At 41.9% G+C, this 20688-nt stretch carries 10 protein-coding genes, 6 tRNA genes and 3 rRNA genes; 12 read left to right on the top strand and 7 right to left on the bottom strand.

Annotated features, from left to right (window positions below; all coding sequences use genetic code 11):
• Positions 1–4: 4 nt before the first annotated feature.
• Positions 5–1624, bottom strand: a complete 1620-nt coding sequence (cls, locus tag N773_RS0112815) for a cardiolipin synthase (protein WP_024858146.1) — start codon at positions 1622–1624, stop codon at positions 5–7.
• An 813-nt stretch (positions 1625–2437) separates the two neighbouring features.
• On the opposite strand from cls, the gene N773_RS0112805 reads away from it, so the two are divergent.
• The 11 genes from N773_RS0112805 (at position 2438) to N773_RS0112755 (ending at position 12792) form a co-directional block, all read left to right on the top strand.
• Positions 2438–3948, top strand: a 16S ribosomal RNA gene (locus N773_RS0112805).
• Positions 3949–4074: 126 nt separating this feature from the next.
• Positions 4075–4150: transfer RNA gene (locus N773_RS0112800), tRNA-Ala, on the top strand.
• Positions 4151–4206: 56 nt separating this feature from the next.
• Positions 4207–4280: transfer RNA gene (locus N773_RS0112795), tRNA-Ile, on the top strand.
• A 142-nt stretch (positions 4281–4422) separates the two neighbouring features.
• Positions 4423–7254, top strand: a 23S ribosomal RNA gene (locus N773_RS0112790).
• Between the two features lie 64 nt (positions 7255–7318).
• A 5S ribosomal RNA gene (gene rrf, locus N773_RS0112785) occupies positions 7319–7435 on the top strand.
• Together the 16S, 23S and 5S rRNA genes with 6 tRNA genes alongside form the textbook arrangement of a ribosomal RNA operon.
• Positions 7436–7469: 34 nt before the next feature.
• Positions 7470–7542: transfer RNA gene (locus N773_RS0112780), tRNA-Lys, on the top strand.
• Between the two features lie 27 nt (positions 7543–7569).
• Positions 7570–7641: transfer RNA gene (locus N773_RS0112775), tRNA-Glu, on the top strand.
• A gap of 51 nt (positions 7642–7692) precedes the next feature.
• Positions 7693–7766 (top strand) — tRNA-Ile (locus N773_RS0112770).
• Between the two features lie 17 nt (positions 7767–7783).
• Positions 7784–7856: transfer RNA gene (locus tag N773_RS0112765), tRNA-Trp, on the top strand.
• A gap of 997 nt (positions 7857–8853) precedes the next feature.
• Positions 8854–9828 carry a tyrosine-type recombinase/integrase gene (locus tag N773_RS0112760; RefSeq protein WP_024858144.1) on the top strand — a complete coding sequence of 325 codons (975 nt, stop codon included), beginning with the start codon at positions 8854–8856 and terminating at the stop codon, positions 9826–9828.
• Between the two features lie 609 nt (positions 9829–10437).
• Positions 10438–12792 carry a dockerin type I domain-containing protein gene (locus tag N773_RS0112755; RefSeq protein WP_024858143.1) on the top strand — a complete coding sequence of 785 codons (2355 nt, stop codon included), beginning with the start codon at positions 10438–10440 and terminating at the stop codon, positions 12790–12792.
• Positions 12793–13407: 615 nt separating this feature from the next.
• Here N773_RS0112755 and N773_RS22285 read toward each other — a convergent pair.
• From N773_RS22285 to N773_RS0112735, 4 genes are read right to left on the bottom strand one after another with little or no spacing between them, the layout of a single operon-like run.
• Positions 13408–14013, bottom strand: a complete 606-nt coding sequence (locus tag N773_RS22285; RefSeq protein ID WP_155250896.1) for a DUF1294 domain-containing protein — start codon at positions 14011–14013, stop codon at positions 13408–13410.
• Positions 14014–14035: 22 nt separating this feature from the next.
• Positions 14036–14773, bottom strand: coding sequence for a DUF4230 domain-containing protein (locus tag N773_RS0112745; protein ID WP_024858141.1), 738 nt, complete (start codon positions 14771–14773; stop codon positions 14036–14038).
• Entirely contained in the window at positions 14739–15512 is a 774-nt protein-coding gene (locus tag N773_RS0112740) for a hypothetical protein (RefSeq protein ID WP_024858140.1), read from the bottom strand. Before N773_RS0112740 ends, N773_RS0112745 begins: the two co-directional genes overlap by 35 nt.
• 18 nt (positions 15513–15530) lie before the next feature.
• Positions 15531–17771 (bottom strand): hypothetical protein, encoded by a 2241-nt coding sequence (locus N773_RS0112735; protein WP_024858139.1) that lies wholly within the window; start codon positions 17769–17771, stop codon positions 15531–15533.
• 456 nt (positions 17772–18227) lie between these two features.
• On the opposite strand from N773_RS0112735, the gene N773_RS20250 reads away from it, so the two are divergent.
• Positions 18228–18848, top strand: coding sequence for an N-acetylmuramoyl-L-alanine amidase family protein (locus tag N773_RS20250; protein ID WP_024858138.1), 621 nt, complete (start codon positions 18228–18230; stop codon positions 18846–18848).
• A gap of 151 nt (positions 18849–18999) precedes the next feature.
• Here N773_RS20250 and N773_RS0112725 read toward each other — a convergent pair whose 3' ends face one another.
• Together N773_RS0112725 and N773_RS0112720 are read right to left on the bottom strand one after the other, a co-directional pair.
• A complete protein-coding gene (locus N773_RS0112725; protein WP_024858137.1) occupies positions 19000–19671 on the bottom strand; it encodes an SOS response-associated peptidase family protein in 672 nt (223 codons plus the stop codon).
• Positions 19672–19692: 21 nt separating this feature from the next.
• Positions 19693–20214 (bottom strand): DNA/RNA non-specific endonuclease, encoded by a 522-nt coding sequence (locus N773_RS0112720; RefSeq protein ID WP_024858136.1) that lies wholly within the window; start codon positions 20212–20214, stop codon positions 19693–19695.
• Between the last annotated feature and the right edge of the window lie 474 nt (positions 20215–20688).

Here is a 20688-nt window from a genome sequence, read left to right as displayed (position 1 = left end):
CTCCTTAAAGCATTGGTGCGAAAATCCTGAGAATGACAGACATAAATCGGCTGGCAAAACTAAGCTGACGAACATCTTCATGTGTTATGCGGTGACATTTGTTTTTGAAAAGGTCTTCAAAATCCGCCTTGATATCGGGGATACAAGCGGTATCCTGCATAAAAGCCGCGTCTTCAAAATGGAGATAGAGTGAGCGGTAATCGAAATTGATAGTGCCGACAACGGCGCGTTTATCATCAGAAAGGCAGTTTTTCGCGTGAATAAAACCCGGGACGTACTCATATACCCTGACACCCATATTCAGAAGTTCCATATAATAGGAACGGGTCAGACACTGAATGTACCATTTATCGGGGATATGTGGGGTAATGATGCGGACATCGACCCCTGATTTTGCCGCAAGTTCAAGAGATGTGAGTATCTCGTTATCGGGGATAAAATATGGTGTGGTTATATAAAGGTAATTTTTGGCAGTGTTTATCATAGTCATATAGACCATTCTGCCTATTTTTTCCGAATCGAGAGGAGTATCGCTGTAAGGTACGATGATGCCCTGAGATGTGGTATTTTCATCAGAGGGAGTGGGACGGTATTTTTCATAATCGGTAGTTTCGTGAGATATGACTTCCCACATCTGGAGGATCATCATGGTGAGATTCCAGACAGCCTGACCGCGTATCATGATGGCAGTATCTTTCCAATGACCGAAACGGATAAGGCGGTTGATATATTCATCTGCGATATTTACGCCGCCGGTGAAACCGACATTTCCGTCAACTACAAGTATCTTGCGGTGGTCGCGGTTATTCTGGATAGTGGACATCATGGGACGGAATTTGTTGAATATCAGGACTTTGCCGCCAGCTTTTTCGATAGCTTTTTTATCTTTCATAGGCATGGTGAACTGTGACCCCATGCCATCAACGATAAGACGGACTTCGACACCTGCGAAAGCTTTTTCGATGAGGATATCAACGATCTCGCCCCACATTTCACCGTCATCAACGATGAAGTATTCCATGAAGATGAATTTTTCAGCTTTGCGGAGTTCGGTAAGCATAGCGGCAAATTTGTCCTCGCCAAGAGGGAAATAGGTAACATCCTCACAGCCATAGGCAGGAAAGCCTGCGCTGTCATCAAGATAACGGACAAGACGGTAAAGTTCGGGATCTTCTTCTTTTATCTTTTTTGAAAGCTCGATATCCTCGGGCAAGTAGCAGCGGGTGTCGAGATTTTTTTGAACATACGCATTAGAAACCTTGCGCTTGTAGGGCTGATTAGTAAGGATAAGGTAGAGTATAGTCGTGAATACCGGGAAGATCAGCAGGGGAACGATCCATGCTATCTTATAGGCGGGCTGACGGTCGGTATTAACTATATATATAGCAACGATGATGCCCAGGGTGGTGAAAAGTACGGATAGGTAATTGTAGTTTTCATTCAGAATTGTGAACATGATGAATATTTGAACGAACTGAAGCAAAAGTAGAAGAATTATGGTAGTTTTCTGAGAAAAAATGATATTTATAAGTTTTTTAGGCTTTTTGCGTCGCTTTGCGTATTTGGATCGCGGCTTCCTTGAGTTGATGGCGAAGCCATCGCCAGAGGTTATCTGATGTTTCACGAAGCTGTCCCCTTTCTTATATAATGTATATAGAAATATTATAACATCTAAGAGAAGTGAATTCAATAGCTTATTGCATAAATTAATATTATGCACAAAAATGCGAATTATAAGTAATGCCCAAAGAATAATTAAGTACAGAAAATCTAAATTAAAACTGGATAATTTAAGGGAGAATTTTCTTTGAAAGTTAATCTTTTGTTTAAAATAAAAGTCGAAAAAGGGGTTGACTTTTGCGCCTAAATGCGCTATAATAATTAAGCTGTCAACGAGAGAGCACGAAAGAACGAATAAAGCGCGGGAAACTTAGGGATAAGAGAACGAGCGCGGAACTAGTTCAGAAGAGCGAAACTCAGAAGCAGCAAAAAATTATCACGAAAAGCACTTGACAAAAGAGCAAAAAAGTGATATAATAAAAAGTACCGCACAAGAGAGAAGTTCAATAAAAAAGAACTAAGCTCGGAAATAAAACTTCAAAAAAGTTCTGAAAAGGGCTTGACAAACGAAGAAAAATGTGGTATAATAAAACAGCTTATAACGCACAAAGAACTCTGAAAAGAGTTCAAAAAAATCTTCAAAAAACTTCTGAAAAGGGGTTGACAAACGAAGAAAAGTGTGGTATAATAAATGAGTTGTCTGACAAAGACAGACGACGAAAAGGCATCTTGAAAATTGAACAACCAAGAATACGAAAACCCTTGAAAATACTTTGAGGTAATCGAAGTAAGAGTCAAGCAAAGACTATAAAATGCAAACGTTCAGTGAAACGAAACTGAGATCATAATTACTCTGAAGAGAGTATTAGGATACAACTTAATTAAGAGTTTGATCCTGGCTCAGGACGAACGCTGGCGGCACGCTTAACACATGCAAGTCGAACGAGCGAAAGAGTGCTTGCACTTTCAAGCTAGTGGCGGACGGGTGAGTAACACGTGAGCAATCTGCCTTTCGGTGGGGGATACCAATTGGAAACGATTGTTAATACCCCATAACATAGATAAGCCGCATGACCTATCTATCAAAGATTTATTGCCGGAAGATGAGCTCGCGTCTGATTAGGTAGTTGGTGAGGTAACGGCCCACCAAGCCGACGATCAGTAGCCGGACTGAGAGGTTGAACGGCCACATTGGGACTGAGACACGGCCCAGACTCCTACGGGAGGCAGCAGTGGGGAATATTGCACAATGGGCGAAAGCCTGATGCAGCGATGCCGCGTGAGGGAAGAAGGTTTTAGGATTGTAAACCTCTGTCTTTGGGGACGATAATGACGGTACCCAAGGAGGAAGCTCCGGCTAACTACGTGCCAGCAGCCGCGGTAATACGTAGGGAGCGAGCGTTGTCCGGAATTACTGGGTGTAAAGGGAGCGTAGGCGGGATTGCAAGTCAGGTGTGAAATTTAGGGGCTTAACCCCTGAACTGCACTTGAAACTGTAGTTCTTGAGTGAAGTAGAGGTAAGCGGAATTCCTAGTGTAGCGGTGAAATGCGTAGATATTAGGAGGAACATCAGTGGCGAAGGCGGCTTACTGGGCTTTAACTGACGCTGAGGCTCGAAAGCGTGGGGAGCAAACAGGATTAGATACCCTGGTAGTCCACGCCGTAAACGATGATTACTAGGTGTGGGGGGACTGACCCCTTCCGTGCCGCAGTTAACACAATAAGTAATCCACCTGGGGAGTACGGCCGCAAGGCTGAAACTCAAAGGAATTGACGGGGGCCCGCACAAGCAGTGGAGTATGTGGTTTAATTCGAAGCAACGCGAAGAACCTTACCAGGTCTTGACATCGTACGCATAGCATAGAGATATGTGAAATCCCTTCGGGGACGTATAGACAGGTGGTGCATGGTTGTCGTCAGCTCGTGTCGTGAGATGTTGGGTTAAGTCCCGCAACGAGCGCGACCCTTACTGTTAGTTGCTACGCAAGAGCACTCTAGCAGGACTGCCGTTGACAAAACGGAGGAAGGTGGGGATGACGTCAAATCATCATGCCCCTTATGACCTGGGCTACACACGTACTACAATGGCTGTTAACAGAGGGAAGCAAAACAGTGATGTGGAGCAAAACCCTAAAAGCAGTCTTAGTTCGGATTGTAGGCTGCAACCCGCCTACATGAAGTCGGAATTGCTAGTAATCGCGGATCAGCATGCCGCGGTGAATACGTTCCCGGGCCTTGTACACACCGCCCGTCACGCCATGGGAGTCGGTAACACCCGAAGCCTGTGTTCTAACCGCAAGGAGGAAGCAGTCGAAGGTGGGATTGATGACTGGGGTGAAGTCGTAACAAGGTAGCCGTATCGGAAGGTGCGGCTGGATCACCTCCTTTCTATGGAGAAGCGAGAAGTAAAATTCTCATAAACAAATCTCCGGTCAGCAAGTGGTGGAAACAGTCGGTTGTTCAATTTTGAAGATGTCTAAAGCATCTTTAAAAGAGCATAAGAGTCCCTTAAACGGGGGTGTAGCTCAGCTGGGAGAGCACCTGCTTTGCAAGCAGGGGGTCAGGAGTTCGATCCTCCTCATCTCCACCATGGGACGAGGACAGAGAGAAAAGCTGACAAGCTACAGGCAAGAACATAACTCGTTTGGGCGCATAGCTCAGGTGGTTAGAGCGCACGCCTGATAAGCGTGAGGTCGGTGGTTCGAGTCCACTTGTGCCCACTGAGGACGAAAGTCCTCTGACAGTAACTTGAAAATTGAATAATGAAGCAATATTAAAAGTAATGCAAATGAGGAAAACGACTAAAAGAAATTAGTCGGGAAAACTACAATCAGCATAACATTAAGGATAACATAATTCTAAGGTTAAGCTAATAAGAGCGTAGGGAGAATGCCTTGGCATTAGGAGCCGATGAAGGACGTGATAAGCTGCGATAAGCTGCGGGGAAGAGCAAGTATCTAGTGATCCGCAGATTTCCGAATGGAGCAATCCGCATGAGTATGCTCATGCACTGTACAGTGAATAAAATAGCTGTATGGGGGGAACCGCCTGAACTGAAACATCTAAGTAGGGCGAGGAAGAGAAATCAACCGAGATTCTGTGAGTAGTGGCGAGCGAAAGCGGAAGAGGCTAAACCAGAGGTAGCAATACCTTTGGGGTTTTGGACAGCATTTAGCATTGTAATGATTTAGTTGAATCGTGTGGGAAAACGAACCAAAGAGTGTGAGAGTCACGTAAGCGAAAAGTCAGAGCAGCGAGCTGTATCCGGAGTACCGCGGGACACGTGAAACCCCGTGGGAAGATGGGGGGACCATCCTCCAAGCCTAAATACTACCTAATGACCGATAGCGAATAGTACTGTGAAGGAACGGTGAAAAGAACCCCGGGAGGGGAGTGAAAAAGAACCTGAAACCCTATGCTTACAAGCACCGAGAGCCCGTCAATGGGTGATCGGGTACCTTTTGTAGAATGGTCCGGCGAGTTATTGTATGCGGCAAGGTTAAGTGCTTAAGGCACGGAGCCGAAGCGAGAGCGAGTCTGAATAGGGCGAATAAGTCGTATGCAATAGACCCGAAACCGAGTGACCTAACCATGTCCAGGCTGAAGTGGAGGTAAAACTCCATGGAGGGCCGAACCCACGTCCGTTGAAAAGGCCGGGGATGAGGTGTGGTTAGCGGTGAAATTCCAATCGAACTCGGATATAGCTGGTTCTCTCCGAAATAGCTTTAGGGCTAGCCTCATGACAGATTACCGGAGGTAAAGCACTGAATGGGCTAGGGGTCGAAAGATTACTGAACCTTATCAAACTAAGAATGCCGGATAATCGATTCATGGGAGTCAGACTGTGTGAGATAAGTCTCACAGTCAAAAGGGAAACAGCCCAGACCCACAGCTAAGGTCCCAAAGTACATTTAAGTGGAAAAGGATGTGGGGTTGCATAAACAACCAGGATGTTGGCTTAGAAGCAGCCACTCATTAAAAGAGTGCGTAATAGCTCACTGGTCGAGTGACCCTGCGCCGAAAATTCAACGGGGCTAAAATGTACACCGAAGCTTGGGATTGTCAGTAATGACAGTGGTAGGAGAGCGTCGAATAAGGGGTGAAGTCAGAGCGGAAGCGCTGGTGGACTTTATTCGAGTGAGAATGCCGGAATGAGTAGCGAGAATTATGTGAGAATCATAATGGCCGAAAATCTAAGGTTTCCTGAGGAAGGTTCGTCCGCTCAGGGTAAGCCGGGGGCTAAGGTCAGGCCGAAAGGCGTAGCCGATGCACATACGGTTGAAATTCCGTAGCCACCGAAAGATTTAAGTATAGGGACGCTTCGAAAGTGATGAAGCCGGGCGATGGTTGACCCGGTCGTAAGGGATCGAAAATAAGTAGAGAAGTCATCATAGACGGAGACAAGAAAAGCTATATGTATATCTAAGGTGCCCGTACCGCAAACCGACACAGGTAGATAGGAAGAAGATTCTAAGGCCAACGGGAGAAGGGTTGTTAAGGAACTCGGCAAGTTGACCCCGTAACTTAGGGATAAGGGGTGCTTGAGTGATCAAGCCGCAGAGAATAGGCCCAGGCGACTGTTTAGCAAAAACACAGGTCTCTGCTAAATCGAAAGATGACGTATAGGGGCTGACACCTGCCCGGTGCCGGAAGGTTAAGAGGAGATGTGAGAGCATCGAATTGAAGCCCCGGTAAACGGCGGCCGTAACTATAACGGTCCTAAGGTAGCGAAATTCCTTGTCAGGTAAGTTCTGACCCGCACGAATGGTGTAACGATCTGGGCACTGTCTCAACAACCCGCCCGGCGAAATTGTAGTACCGGTGAAGATGCCGGTTACCCGCGACTAGACGGAAAGACCCCATGGAGCTTTACTGTAGCCTAATATTGGATTTCGGTATTTCATGTACAGGATAGGTGGGAGACTGGGAAGCATTGGCGTCAGCTGATGTGGAGTCACTGTTGGGATACCACTCTTGAAGTGCTGGAGTTCTAACCTGCGGCTTTGAATCAAGTCGGGGGACATTGTTAGGTGGGCAGTTTGACTGGGGCGGTCGCCTCCTAAAGAGTAACGGAGGCGCTCAAAGGTTCGCTCTGCATGGATGGAAACCATGCGTCAGAGTGTAAACGCAAAAGCGAGCCTAACTGCGAGAATGACGGTTCGAGCAGTAACGAAAGTTGGAGTTAGTGATCCGGCGGTATGTGAATGGAAATGCCGTCGCTCAACGGATAAAAGCTACCCTGGGGATAACAGGCTGATCTCCCCCAAGAGTCCACATCGACGGGGAGGTTTGGCACCTCGATGTCGGCTCATCGCATCCTGGGGCTGAATTCGGTCCCAAGGGTTTGGCTGTTCGCCAATTAAAGCGGTACGCGAGCTGGGTTCAGAACGTCGTGAGACAGTTCGGTCCCTATCTGTCGTGGGCGTAGGATATTTGCAAGGAGCTGTCCCTAGTACGAGAGGACCGGGATGGACGCACCTCTGGTGCACCAGTTGTCACGCCAGTGGCACAGCTGGGCAGCTATGTGCGGAACGGATAAACGCTGAAGGCATCTAAGCGTGAAGCCGCCCTTAAGATAAGATATCCCATCTTTATGAGTAAGACCCCTTGAAGACTACAAGGTTGATAGGCACAAAGTGTAAGTGCAGTGATGCATTAAGCTAGCGTGTACTAATTGGTCGAGGGCTTATCCTAAATTATGTTAATCCTTAAATTACCCTTCATTATTCAATTTTGAGGTTATTGTCCTCAATTAATAGTCGGTGATCATTGAGATGAGGTCACACCTGTTCCCATGCCGAACACAGAAGTTAAGCTCATCTTCGCTGAAAATACTCGGCGGGCGACCGCCCGGGAAAATAAGTTGTCGCCGGCTCTCCCAAAACACTCTTCGGAGTGTTTTGGCATATGCACCATTAGCTCAGATGGTAGAGCAACTGACTCTTAATCAGTGGGTCCTGGGTTCGAGTCCCCGATGGTGCACTTCATAACGCTGAAAACCAGCGTCAAGGCCCGTTGGTCAAGCGGTTAAGACTCCGGCCTCTCACGCCGGCGACGGGAGTTCGATTCTCCCACGGGTCATATTTCCCAAGACCGCAAGCTGACTTCTTCAGTTTGCGTTTTTTTGTACATGGACCATTAGCTCAGTTGGTCAGAGCAACCGGCTCATAACCGGTGGGTCCGGGGTTCGAGTCCCTGATGGTCCACTCTCAATTTTATATCTAGGGGTATAGCTCAGCTGGTAGAGCAGCGGTCTCCAAAACCGCGTGTCCCGAGTTCGATCCTTGGTGCCCCTGCTATCTCCGTGAGGGAAGAAATTCCCTTGCGGGGGCTTTTCATATCTAAAGTGTGTCTATAGACACAGTGTATGCAATTCACTTGCTGGCACAAGTCCATTGATCTCAGTGAATTTGTGCCAACAAGCGGTACTTGCTATACCAGCCTGTTGGTTTATTTATAACCGCTGTTCCATAGCGGAAATAATTGTTTTGATTGCCTTGAAAGTTTTCCTTTTGACGCAGATCAATTAGATCGCCTAGTCATCAGTGTATTCTGAGGAGTGACAAACTCTTTTAGCAAATACACCTTGCTGTCGGCTACGCCCTTTGCATAGTCGATACAGACCATGACTTCCCGATTACCTCCCCGGTAGCTCACACCACAGTGTTTATACTCGCTGCACTTACTGTCAATAAGTGGTCACGGCGCACATTGAGGTAGCTGCCATTAGGCAGGCTTGCAAATGCAAACTGTTTCAATGCAGCTGAATGGTTCAGCAATTATTGAGGTCTCGTCGAGGTTGCTTTCTCTCTCTGGCTATTCAGTTCAACTGGAGTCAGCCGTAGGATCCGTAAGTCTTACGGGAAAAAGAAAAGAGTTCTCAGCACTTGCCCGTAAAAGCATACTGAAAACTCCTTGACAAATATATCAAAACCATGCTATAATACATAACATGGACATTGATGCATCCATCTGTAAAAGTCTCACATCTGCTGTCGGAAAGCATTTGTGCTGATGGGCTTATTTGAATTGCAGTTCAATTAAGCCACAGGTGGGTGTTTTGTTGTTCTTACCCACTGTATGTATTATAGCACATCGTTTTTTATTTGTCAAGCCTTTAAAAAAAATAATTTTGAATAAATTTTAATTTGTTTGTTCTTTTTTCTCGTAGATGTATTTTTCGATATATCATATGTAATTTTGGTATTATAGATTGACGAATTTTCCTCTTTTTGGTATTATATTTCTTGTGCTTTTGCATACAGGATTATATACTTTTGGAGGAATTATTTAATGTTATTCGAGAAACAGAGCAACAATACGGTAGAAGAGTACATGACTAAATGGTTAGTTAATACCAAGCGACCAATTTTGAAACGTTCGTCATATGATCGGGTCGAGCAAAGCCTTAATTATCAGATTTTTCCGGCTATTGGTAGAATAAAGATGAGGAAACTCACTAGTGATGATATACAGATAATGCTTAACGATTTAGCAGAACGTTCTTCTTATAGTACTACGAAAAAAGCATATGTTAATTTGAAAAGTTGTCTTGATCTTGCTGTTATTAAAGGTGATATAAAGAAGAATCCTATACTTTCGGTTGTTCTTCCAAAAAACAATAAATCTGATGAAACGGTAGTATATTACTCTCCCGAACAGGCGAGGGCGATTGCTGCCGAAGCCATTTCAACTTATAATAATGGCAGTTTTAAGTATAGGTACGGTTATTTTATTGTTTTTATGCTTAACACTGGTCTGCGTGTTGGGGAGGCTCTTGCACTTAGTTGGTCTGATGTTGATTTTACAAATAAAATAGTTTACGTACATAACAGCGTTTCTTCGGTAAAAACGAGAGGGGACAGCAGCATGAAGTATGAAAAGATTGTAAATTCTCCCAAATCACGTAATTCAGTTCGTTATGTTCCTCTCAATAAAACAGCACTTGATGCTTTAGTAAAGATACACGCTATAATGGGTGATAATGATAGGATAGTTGCCACGGAGAATGGTCTTTTAGTTGATCCAAGTGCTATTCATCGCACTATGTCGCGAATCCTTAAAAACTGCGGAATTAACGGGAAGAAAGACATTGTTCACGCTCTACGCCATACATTCGCAACGCTGCTACTTAGACAGGGAACAGATATTAAAGTTGTATCTGAGATTCTCGGTCATTCCGATGTTTCGATAACGATGAAGTTTTATTATCACGTCATCGAGGAACAAAAGAAAACTGCTATGACAAAACTTGATGAGATTTACTAAAGTGTGTCTATAGACACTGTCTTTTTATCTATGAGCAAAGAATACAATACTCTCTTTATTATTGTATTATTTATAATAAAAACACCGTTTCAGTTGGATAGCATTTATAGTGTAATTGATCCATACCCATACCAAAATAATTAATACAGACGAAACAGAGGATCAATTACCATATCTTCAGGGGTGTCACCGCTCCTCCAAAATGTCATCCAAAAGTGAACGTATCTTGTCAAGAACAGATACCGTATTTTGTCCATGAAAAACATCGAAAACAAACTGACTGATCAGGCATCTGCAAAGCACGGATGCCTGATTTTTCCTTTTTTCCTTTCATTCTGCACAACTCCACACCTGAACGTTTGTCACCATTTCTAAGGTTTAAGTTATAAATTCAAATTTAATTTCACATTAGCTTGACAGATTAGTTAAATGATGATAAAATAATTACATTAATGAAATGTTAATTATACAAAAAGAAAGCTGACAAAGCCATGCTGGATCGTTATAATCGGACAGACAAATATGGTAATAATAGCATACTCTGTGGGATAAGTTTTTTCTATTGGGTGCGCTGTTGTATATTAAAATACTGACTTAGGAGGTATGATTATGAAAACACGAAGTATCGAAACACGGTTCTTGTCGATCGTACTGTCGCTCCTGATGGTGCTGACAATGCTGCCCGCGGCAAGCTTTAAGGCGTATGCCGACACGGGGTCGAACACGCCCCTGACATTCACGGCTCAAGAGGATAACTCTTCAGTTACGATAAAGCTGCATGAAGGTGCAGTATTGCAGTATTCAACAAATGGTGAAAAGTGGAACGATTATACAACCGGAACGACAATACAGCTCGGTAATAGCGGTGACACCGTTTATTTTCGCGGAACTAATAAAAATAAACAAATATTTGATAACTCCCACAAAGTATCGATCACCGGAAAAGTAGCGTGCAGCGGTAATATCATGACGCTGGTGGATTGGCAGGCTCCCGATAACGCTGCAATTGGTTCTCATTGCTTTAGTTATATGTTTTTTCGCTGCACCGGTCTGACAACAGCACCTGAACTCCCTGCAACAACTCTGGCAGATTATTGTTACTGTCATATGTTTAACGGTTGCACCAGTCTGACAACAGCGCCTGAACTGCCTGCAACAAATCTGGCACATGACTGTTATCTCAATATGTTTGACGGCTGCACCGGACTGACAACAGCGCCTGAACTGCCTGCAACCACTCTGGCAGAATCTTGTTACTATGCTATGTTTTACGGCTGCACCAGTCTGACAACAGCGCCTGAACTGCCTGCAACAAATCTGGTAGATTTTTGTTACTATTATATGTTTAACGGCTGCACCGGACTGACAACAGCGCCTGAACTGCCTGCAACCACTCTGGCAGATTGTTGTTACTATTATATGTTTAACGGCTGCACCGGACTGACAATAGCACCGAACCTGCCTGCAACCACTCTGGCAGAATCTTGTTACGAAGGAATGTTTTACGGCTGCACCGGACTGACAACAGCGCCTGAACTGCCTGCAACAAATCTGGTAGATTTTTGTTACTATTATATGTTTTACGGCTGCACCGGACTGACAACAGCGCCTGAACTGCCTGCAACAACTCTGGCAAATTCTTGTTACTTTGGTATGTTTTCCGGCTGCACCGGACTGACAATAGCACCGAAACTGCCTGCAACCACTCTGGCAAATTATTGTTACTCTTTTATGTTTTACGGCTGCACCGGACTGACAACAGCGCCTGAACTGCCTGCAACAACTCTGGCAAATTATTGTTACTTTGGTATGTTTTACGGCTGCACCGGCATCATGCTGTCAACAACGCAGACAGAAGAGTGTAATACCGAATACAGAATTCCTTCTTCCGGAGAAGGAACAGCATCTTCCTATGCTCTTACCGATATGTTCAATAAAACCGGCGGAACCTTTACAGGCACGCCCGATATCAACACAATTTACTACACGGTAAAAGCACACACCCACAATTTCACCTACACCGCAAGCGATGCGGTCATCACGGCGACCTGCGATGCAGGAAAATGTGATTTGACAGAAAACAAGGTCACATTGACTATCACTGCACCTACTCTGACCACCTATGACGGCACAGGCAGCGCATCGGCGACCCTGACCGGGCTGACTGATTTCAACGACGTTACCGGCAAGACCGTTGCGGAGTCAGATATTAAGTATGTCGGCAGAGATAACACTGTCTATGAGGAAAGCACGACTGCTCCCACCGACGCCGGCAACTATACCGCAAGCATCACAGTGGAAGAAAAGACCGCAGCAGTGGATTTCACAATAGCAAAGGCTGACCTGACACCCGATGAAGTAACAGACCTGGATGCTATCTACGGACAGACTCTCGCAAATGTTACACTCCCTACAGCCAATGACGGTACATGGGCTTGGGAGGATGATACTACAACTTCTGTAGGCAATGCAGGCATGCATACATTCAAGGCTGTATTCACACCTTCAAATACTAACTATAATACTTCAGAACAGAACGTTACTGTTAATGTTGCAAAGGCTGACCCCACACCTGATGCAGTAACAGGTCTGACAGCCGTTACCGGCAAGACACTTGCAGATGTTAAACTCCCCGTAGGCTGGGCTTGGAACGATGATACACTCAGCGTAGGCGATGTTGGGAATAATTCTTTTGCAGCTACCTACACTCCCGAAGATACAGACAACTACAATACCCTCAGGCGGGATCTGACAGTTACAGTTACAGTTACACTACTCGGTGACGTAAACTTTGACGGCAAAATAAATACTACCGACATAGTTAAGGTAGCAGCTCATGTTAAGGGTAAAAAATTACTTGATAAAACCGCAGCAAGAGCCGCTGATGTTAACGGTGACAGCATAATCAATGTAACCGACATCATCATGATCGCAGCTCACGTCAAAGGTAAAAAATTATTATAATAAATTCACCTGTTATTTCTAATAAATACGCCCACATCGTTTATTACGGTGTGGGCGTATTTTTTGGAGAAGCCGGGAGAAATAATTATTCAAATCCGGAATTTTCTTTTTTAATGCATAAGAAACAGATTCTCCCTGCCAAAAAACTTGGTTCAGAATGGGAAAGGTTCATAAGGACATGACGAGCAGATATAGCCGTCATTGTTGTGCAGTTCATGTCGATCAAGAATAAAAGACGGTATCCTCCCGGACACAAGGTCGGGAAGATACCGTTTTGTTTTTGGTTTATCGATGTTGTTTTCTCAGGAGCATTCTGCCCTGACAAATAGAGTGGTCATCTTGACAAAATAGAGTGTCTGCACCTCGACAGAACGAGTATCTGTGTGACAAGATACGTTCACTTCTGGATGACAAATAAATGGAGCGGTAACAAGGGGTGCTTTTTTACTATAAAACATAAAACAAGTATGTCAATAACTTGTGGCCTAAGGTGAGCTTTGAGGGAGTTTTCGTGATTAGAATTTTATAAATAACAGAAGCGGTCAGCCGAAAATGGTTGACCGCTGTTTCGTTATGGTATGGGGAACTTTGAAGTCATTACTGGACTCTCAAAGTTTAATTTAAACTACCATTCATTAGATAGAACACAACAAACACCTGCATTATTATCATCAATGGCAATCCAACAGTTAAATAATCCTTTTTAGTTTTGTGATGAAATAGATACATCGCTATTAAACCACCTATTGAACCGCCAATAAATGATAATATCAGCAGCGTCACGATGCGAATTCTTGATTTTCTCTGTTCAGCTTTATGCTTATCTATGCCGAATACGATAAATGTGATTAGATTTATGACAACGATATAGATCAGTAATAGCTTGTGATTATCAAAGAAATTCCAAAAGGCAAGGCTTATATCATTTTTTATGTAGCCTTTGATTATCAGGAACAGTATTAGCTGTATTATGAAAAGAGAGGCTATGAAAACTCTCGACATCATAATTTCTTTCTTCTGTCCGCCCTTCAGTCCTTTTCTGTCAAATACTAAGATAGAAATGACTATACCTAACGAACCACCGAGGAATGATACTACGGTAATGACCTTATCAATCTCTTTATCAGAAGTGTTGTTATATAGCCAAGTATTGATAGCAAACAGTATAAACCCTAAAATATTGATGCCGATAATATAATAATCAAAGTAATTCAAACTCATATCATCACCAACATCTTATCTCTTATGTGAATACGATCTGAATATCACTATCCTTCAAATTCATTCCGGGATTAACATTCTTTATGAATGTTCTAATAAGGTTTTCGGTGGACGTCTTAGCTTTTGCGAGATTGGAATCATTATTTTCGAGTTGTTCAGTGAGCTTGTCCAATGCTTCTGCTCGGTCATTAAGCATCATCTTTACTCCTGAATCATAATCGCCATTAAGCTCAAAGAAACCTTTTTCGTATTTATACAGATAGGCTTTTGTATTGGTATCGAGTGCTATATGACTAAGCTGGGGCGTTTTTAGCTTGACGAGGATATAGTTGTTATAATCATCAATGATGAATTCACTGACGCTCATATCTACAGTATATACGCCCGTAGCATTGAATTCTACCCAACGAGTAGTTTTATCAGCATCCTTATCAGGCTCAGAGATTTTAACCCAGCTATCACTTACGCTTAAAACCTCTAAAGAGTTTTCTTCCTTGATGTTACCGATAGTAAGTGTTGCCTGATTACTAACATGGTTCTTTGCTTCAAAGTAATCGAAAGCCTTTTGCTTGAATTGATCGTAAGTCTTTTGCTTTGTTTCATCATAAGCTGTTGCAAAGCTCTCCTTGCATGAATTCTTTGCGTTAGTGCCAAACAAGTAGAAAAGCAGCCCACTACCCACAAGGCAGATGATTATGACAGCGAGGATTTTTAGAACCTTGCCGTTATTCTTCCGTGTTGCTGTCCTTGAAGCTGACATGAATCACGACCTCCTCCTTTGTTGCAGATTGTATCAGAAAAGTTACTTGTTTTTCCGCAGAACTCATTGCCGAATCTTTGAGAAGATCGTAATTTGTAACCGTCTCCTCGGCATTGAGAGTTAATTCCTTAATACTGTTCATCACAGCGGTATATCCGTCCTCGTTGCTACCCGACCAACTATGCTTCATGTAGGAATCGAGTTGTTCACTCTTTTTATCATCAATTCTCAGTGTTGCTTCGGGCATTGGTAGTATAACTTCATATATATTGCCATTGGGAGTGATTTCAGCATTATACAGGTCTACGGTAAAAGTAATATCACCATAAAAGGCTAATAGGGTTTTGTATTTATCGCTGATTTCTAACAGATCGTGCATTACAACTGAAGCAGATAAAACCTCTAATTTACCCATAGTCTGAACTTTATTACCAACATCGACCTCGGTATCTTTGGCTGAAAGACCTTCTTCTTTGCCCTCCTCAGCACCCTCAGCTAAACCTTGAGTGATGCCTTCATAGGAACCGGTGAGTCGTCCTGCGGCCCGTCCTGCTGTCGTGCCAATTCCTCCGCCTATTTCTTCTGCTCGTATATAAGCCGAGATAAAATATACCAAGACACATACTGATGCGGCTGTTATCGCAGCAAGCAAAATATCGGCTGATACCTTCTTTATGAGCTTGCCAATGGGCATTTTGCTTTTCTTGGGCTTATTCTTAGTAGTTGTTGTAGTAGGCATTAACCTCACCTCACTCGCTTAATTATCAATTTTTGTTTTGGATTTCATATTGGAGAATTCTTTATCTAACTTGTTATACTTACAAGTAGTGACGTATTTGTCAACAGCATTATAGCTCTTACTGAATGGTTTCATGCTCTTTTCGTACAATTGATAATTCGCATTAGCGGTCAATGTGATTTTCAGTTTTCTTGAATTATCGACAAAATCTCCGTTTCTAAGCGTTTCCTTACCTGTTGTATCATCAAAAGCAAAAACAACCTGTCCGTTATCATAAGTATAATCCTGAGCATTAAATTTTGAACCTTTGACCTTGCTGATCTCAATATCAATGTCAGTGTAATAGGTGCTATCACCTGAATCAGTGCTTATTGATTGAGAACCGCTGCCTGTTAATATGTAATAAACTTCAATAGTCTTTTTCTTTGAAGCATTCTTCTTGGTAACATCGATCCTTATTGCTTCATTTTTAAGAGGACTCCAGTCTGATACGGATATTTTTAGTCCGGATACGGTTTCAACCTTCTTATCATTCAGAATCTGATTATCGTCAATACCGAGAGGATTTCTAAAACTATAAAACAAATCCTTTGAAATATAGGACTTCTTCTTGTTTATAGGTTCATTTGTTCCGTTATAGATATTGAACTTGATTTCAGTTCCAACCGTATCTTCAAGCTCAACCGTAAGATTTGCCTTCTGAGTAGAACTCAGTGCGAAAACATCGTCTATTGATACGGTTTCTCCATCATTATTCTTGAATTTTATGCGATGATCCGTTGTGTTGACGATACACTCTGCCTGATCGGACAGATTATTTACCTTATATCTTTCCGCAGGCTTGAAACTTGCGGTCAGCTTATCCGTACCCGCTGCGAAGAATGATTTATCATCTTTGACTTCCTTGCCATTGAGATAATAGGTGATCGTACCACCCTTATCAGGCTGAGGAAGGTCAATCTTCTGTTTTTGGGTGAATTTCAGCTCATTCTTCAGCATATAATCAATATTGGAATCAACATTGATTTTCTTCTCTTTATCGCCCATATTGAACGTATAGCCGTCATTTGGCTTGCCCACATAGTAGATAACATCGCCTATATTCAAGCTTGTTGCTTTTGTTATCTCATTATGCTCACTATCATAGAAAATGACTTTTCCATTGGTATAGGTGTAAGCAGCAGGATCAAATTCAAAGGCTTCTGACTCGTTGTATACAGAGTATACATAGCCATTCTCTGATGATCTGATAAGATTTTTTGTAGTACCTACGCCTGTAATTGTTCCAGTAGATTCAATACGGACTTTTGCATCGAGTTTTGCAGATGCAATCAAAGGATAATCAGGCTCATATTTCTTTCCATCAATCCATATTGTTACCGGAGCCGTAGCTGAAACGCTGTCTATCCTAATATCAAATTTTTTGCCAAAGACCAATTTATAGTCATCGACAGCACTTTGAGCATCATATTGTGTGAATGTTACTATTCCTGTTTCATCGCTATATGACTCGCATTGTGGCTCGCACTCGTCCTTCATAAGATAATATTCATTGGGATTAAATTGAGCTTTTACACGAAAAACGGCATTAGCTTCAACAGAATAGCTATCCGATTTTGTAGAGTAGGATTGTTCACCTACATTGACAGTCCATACGGGTGATAGCGAGATAGTATTTCCGTCAATATCCCTATATTCAGCCTGAAATGACAGGTTTCTGCTTTTATATGCGCCGTCAGGGATAATGCTTATTTCTCTATACTGCAAGTCAGAAGGGATAGTAATATTATCCTCAGTGGAAGAAGCGTAGTTGAAATTCGCCTGATCTCCGTCAAATACAGCCATTGTGAAGCCCTTAAACTCGTATGTATTTGACTGAACAAGGCTTGTAGCATCAACCTTAGCGTATATTGTATCTCCCGGATACACAAAGCAGTTCTTCTTGTCAATGACTTCTTTATGCTCCGGATCAGTGTAGTATGTGACGTTGAGCAGACTGTTAGAAGCAAAAGAAACATGAACCATACCCGGATGATTATCGAGTTCCATCTGAGCGACTTCATCATCAATGTAGTAGCCGTCAGCATCTATTTTATCCTCATTAGCATTTTTCATGTTAATGTATGCTTTATACTGGTCGTTGTCATGAAGAAGATACCGTTTCATCAGCTCGTCAGGCTTCTCTTTTACTTTCTCTGCCGAGCAGCTTGATAGCAATAAACAGCCAATCAAAGCTAATACAGTGTAGCTATTTTTCATACGAACTTCACCTCCATATCTCGATAGAAAAAAGCAGTAATTTGTCTTTTTTATATATTATACCACAAAAATACGCCAAAAGTCAACCACAGTTCCTGTGAAAATCAACAAAATTTATATATTATTTGTATTGAGATACAAAAAGTTATTACTGCTGCAAAGTGTACAATTTGTATATGCAAAAACATAATCTTTACTATATTTATTGTAAAACTATGAAAAACGATTGCATCTCTAGTTAATAGTAATGAATGCAAAATTTATTCCATAATAGAACTACATATTCATTCTAGCAAACAGTAATGTTCTTTAACAATTTTTGCGGTCGAAGTATCCATTTTTTTCAAAATCTTTCAATTATTGCTTTTTATATAAAGATTTCTTGACTTTTCAGAACCATGGATGTATAATAAAATTGTTATTTGAATAACAATTTTATCAAAAAGGAGAAATATTATGATAAAAACAAGAATCATAGGTGCAATTATGGCACTTACAATTTCTGCTGCTCCAATGCTTGGCTTGTCTAATACTTTAACAAAGACAATGCCTAGTGTTCAGATTACAGCTGAGGCTGCTAAATCCAAACCAGGTAAATGGATTAAGGCAGGAAACGGTAAATGGTGGTACAAACACAATGATGGCACTTATACTAAGAATGACTGGGAATATATAAACGGTAAATGGTATCATTTTGATAGTGCAGGTTGGATGCAAACTGGAATTATAAGAGATGACGGTAAAAAGTATTTACTTGATCCTGATAATGGTTATATGGTGACAGGTTGGAGAAAGTACAATAATCGTTGGTATTTTTTTGAATCCAATGGTGCTGCAAAGACACAATTTGCTACAATAAATGGAAAAAATTATTATTTTGAAGTAACTGATAATCTTTACGATCCTAATTATGCAGCAATGAAAACCGGTTGGTTTTTTATTGGCTTTAAAAACGGTCACCAGTATTACGCATATCCTGGTGATGATGGTCATCTTGCAAAAGGAAAAGTTAAGATAAACGGTGTTAAATATACGTTCCATGAAACCCTTTGCTATTTAATTAAAAAGGGTTGGTGATTCATGTAAGATATCTAAGTAAGATAGTAAGATAAAAAACAGGGTGGTTGAGTAAATCGCCCTGTTTTTTATTTCTTATGTTTTATTAGAGTAAGTAAAAAGGCGATTTACTCAATCGCCTTTTTACTGTTATTTCATCTCATATTCTGTTTCAGGATAGTCCATAGTCCATAGCCTTTTCCATAACCATTTTTGTAAGAGCCATTTTAGATACCTTGTATGGATCGCCGTTTGGATGTATCCATTCGGTCAGATTATTCTTTTCTAGAATAAGGGGCATTCGATCATGGATCCTGCTTACTGGGTCAACCGATTCTCTTGTTATCACAGTGAACATGGGTATCTGTATACCCCTATGCTCTTCAAAGCGGTATAATCCTGCGAGGTATGTGATTTCAGCTCCTTCGGGCTGTATAGCGTACTTTTCTTTTTTAATTCTGCGCTGTTCATTTTCGTTAGTGAAGCCAACTTCTGATGGCGGTATACCCCATTCGTAGTACCATGACGCTGGGATCACGCATCTTCGTCTGAACCACGAATCTTTCCATAAGGACTTTTGATCAGCCGTTTCAATACGACAATTGATTAATGGTTTAGAAGTTGACTCATGTGTAAATCCCCATATCATAGGAAATACAGCCACATTACCTAGCCTATTAGGTGCAAGAACGGTTGCCATATCAGTTGGACGTATATCTCCTGACATTGCCTTTGATTTTGCCATAGCGATCATAATACGATCAGCAAGCGGTAGTTGCCCCGCCGTATCAATGATATCTGCCAAAGGCTTATAATCACGATTGGCATAGAACCAAGTACACATCAAAATCACCCCCAAAGATTATCACGTTGGATTGCAGCGTTTACACGGAGAGTAACCTTGTCCTATGAGTTCGTTTATATCTCCGGCAAACTCCTGCTTATTATGTTCAGCCATATCATCGACTGATGAACACCACGGATAGTGAATCTTTTTAGTATTTGTATTTAGAATATATGTTTGCGATTGTTCATCACTATTATCAGTTTTTTCACTATCTACAACAAGCGGTTCATCAATATCCTCTACAATAGAATCGAGGATATTAACATCATAGTTCTCGTCATGACGATTGTCGCCGGTTGCATAGTCAATTATAACACCCGGTAGTGAATTCCAGCAGAATACGTTAAAACATAAACCTTGACCTTTATCCTCCACCGAATATGCTTCCATCAAAACACCTGTTGCAACTAAGTTGTCTCCCTCAAAAACAGGTGTTACACGGTACATTACATGATTTCCGGTTGATTTAATATAATTCGCAGTCTTATTTTCATAAGGCAACATTCCTTGGATATTCATATAACGAGTGCCTGTAATCAAATTGCTGATGTTAGCGTTTTCACCCGTAAGCTGATAGCCGATCAGATGACAGCGGTTGTATTATCTTAAGAAATGTATATGTTCAACTTCGGTCCAACCCGCCCAAAGCCCTTTATTTTAAGGAAAAACGCGATCACATTCCACATTTTTACCGTTATCAAAATCTGAACACAAAAATCAGTTTTTTCTACGTATGATAGTACATCTTAGGCTACATTCGTGTCACCTCTTATAATTCTGCAAGTTTTTTTCTTAATACACCATAAATAATTATATCATCGGAATATTCTACGACTTTCAATTTCAGCATAAATATCTTTAATACATAGATAAGATCATCCCATTTAAAACAGTTAATATCTTGCTATATTATAACACAAGCTAAAGTAAAATTCAACCGCTATATTCCCTGAAACACGATAAAGCAAGGTTAAAAAAGTTCTTTCTATTCACATTATTTTTATAGTAAAGATC

Source organism: Ruminococcus albus AD2013 (assembly GCF_000526775.1).
Taxonomy (GTDB): domain Bacteria; phylum Bacillota; class Clostridia; order Oscillospirales; family Ruminococcaceae; genus Hominimerdicola; species Hominimerdicola alba_A.
This window is presented reverse-complemented; position numbering and strand designations above follow the sequence as displayed.

Coding starts and splice junctions, on each gene's coding strand:
- N773_RS0112760 (WP_024858144.1), top strand. CDS start 8,854: ATGTTATTCGAGAAACAGAGCAACAATACGGTAGAAGAGTACATGACT.
- N773_RS0112755 (WP_024858143.1), top strand. CDS start 10,438: ATGAAAACACGAAGTATCGAAACACGGTTCTTGTCGATCGTACTGTCG.
- N773_RS22285 (WP_155250896.1), bottom strand. CDS start 14,013: ATGAGTTTGAATTACTTTGATTATTATATTATCGGCATCAATATTTTA.
- N773_RS0112745 (WP_024858141.1), bottom strand. CDS start 14,773: ATGTCAGCTTCAAGGACAGCAACACGGAAGAATAACGGCAAGGTTCTA.
- N773_RS0112740 (WP_024858140.1), bottom strand. CDS start 15,512: ATGCCTACTACAACAACTACTAAGAATAAGCCCAAGAAAAGCAAAATG.
- N773_RS0112735 (WP_024858139.1), bottom strand. CDS start 17,771: ATGAAAAATAGCTACACTGTATTAGCTTTGATTGGCTGTTTATTGCTA.
- N773_RS20250 (WP_024858138.1), top strand. CDS start 18,228: ATGATAAAAACAAGAATCATAGGTGCAATTATGGCACTTACAATTTCT.
- N773_RS0112725 (WP_024858137.1), bottom strand. CDS start 19,671: ATGTGTACTTGGTTCTATGCCAATCGTGATTATAAGCCTTTGGCAGAT.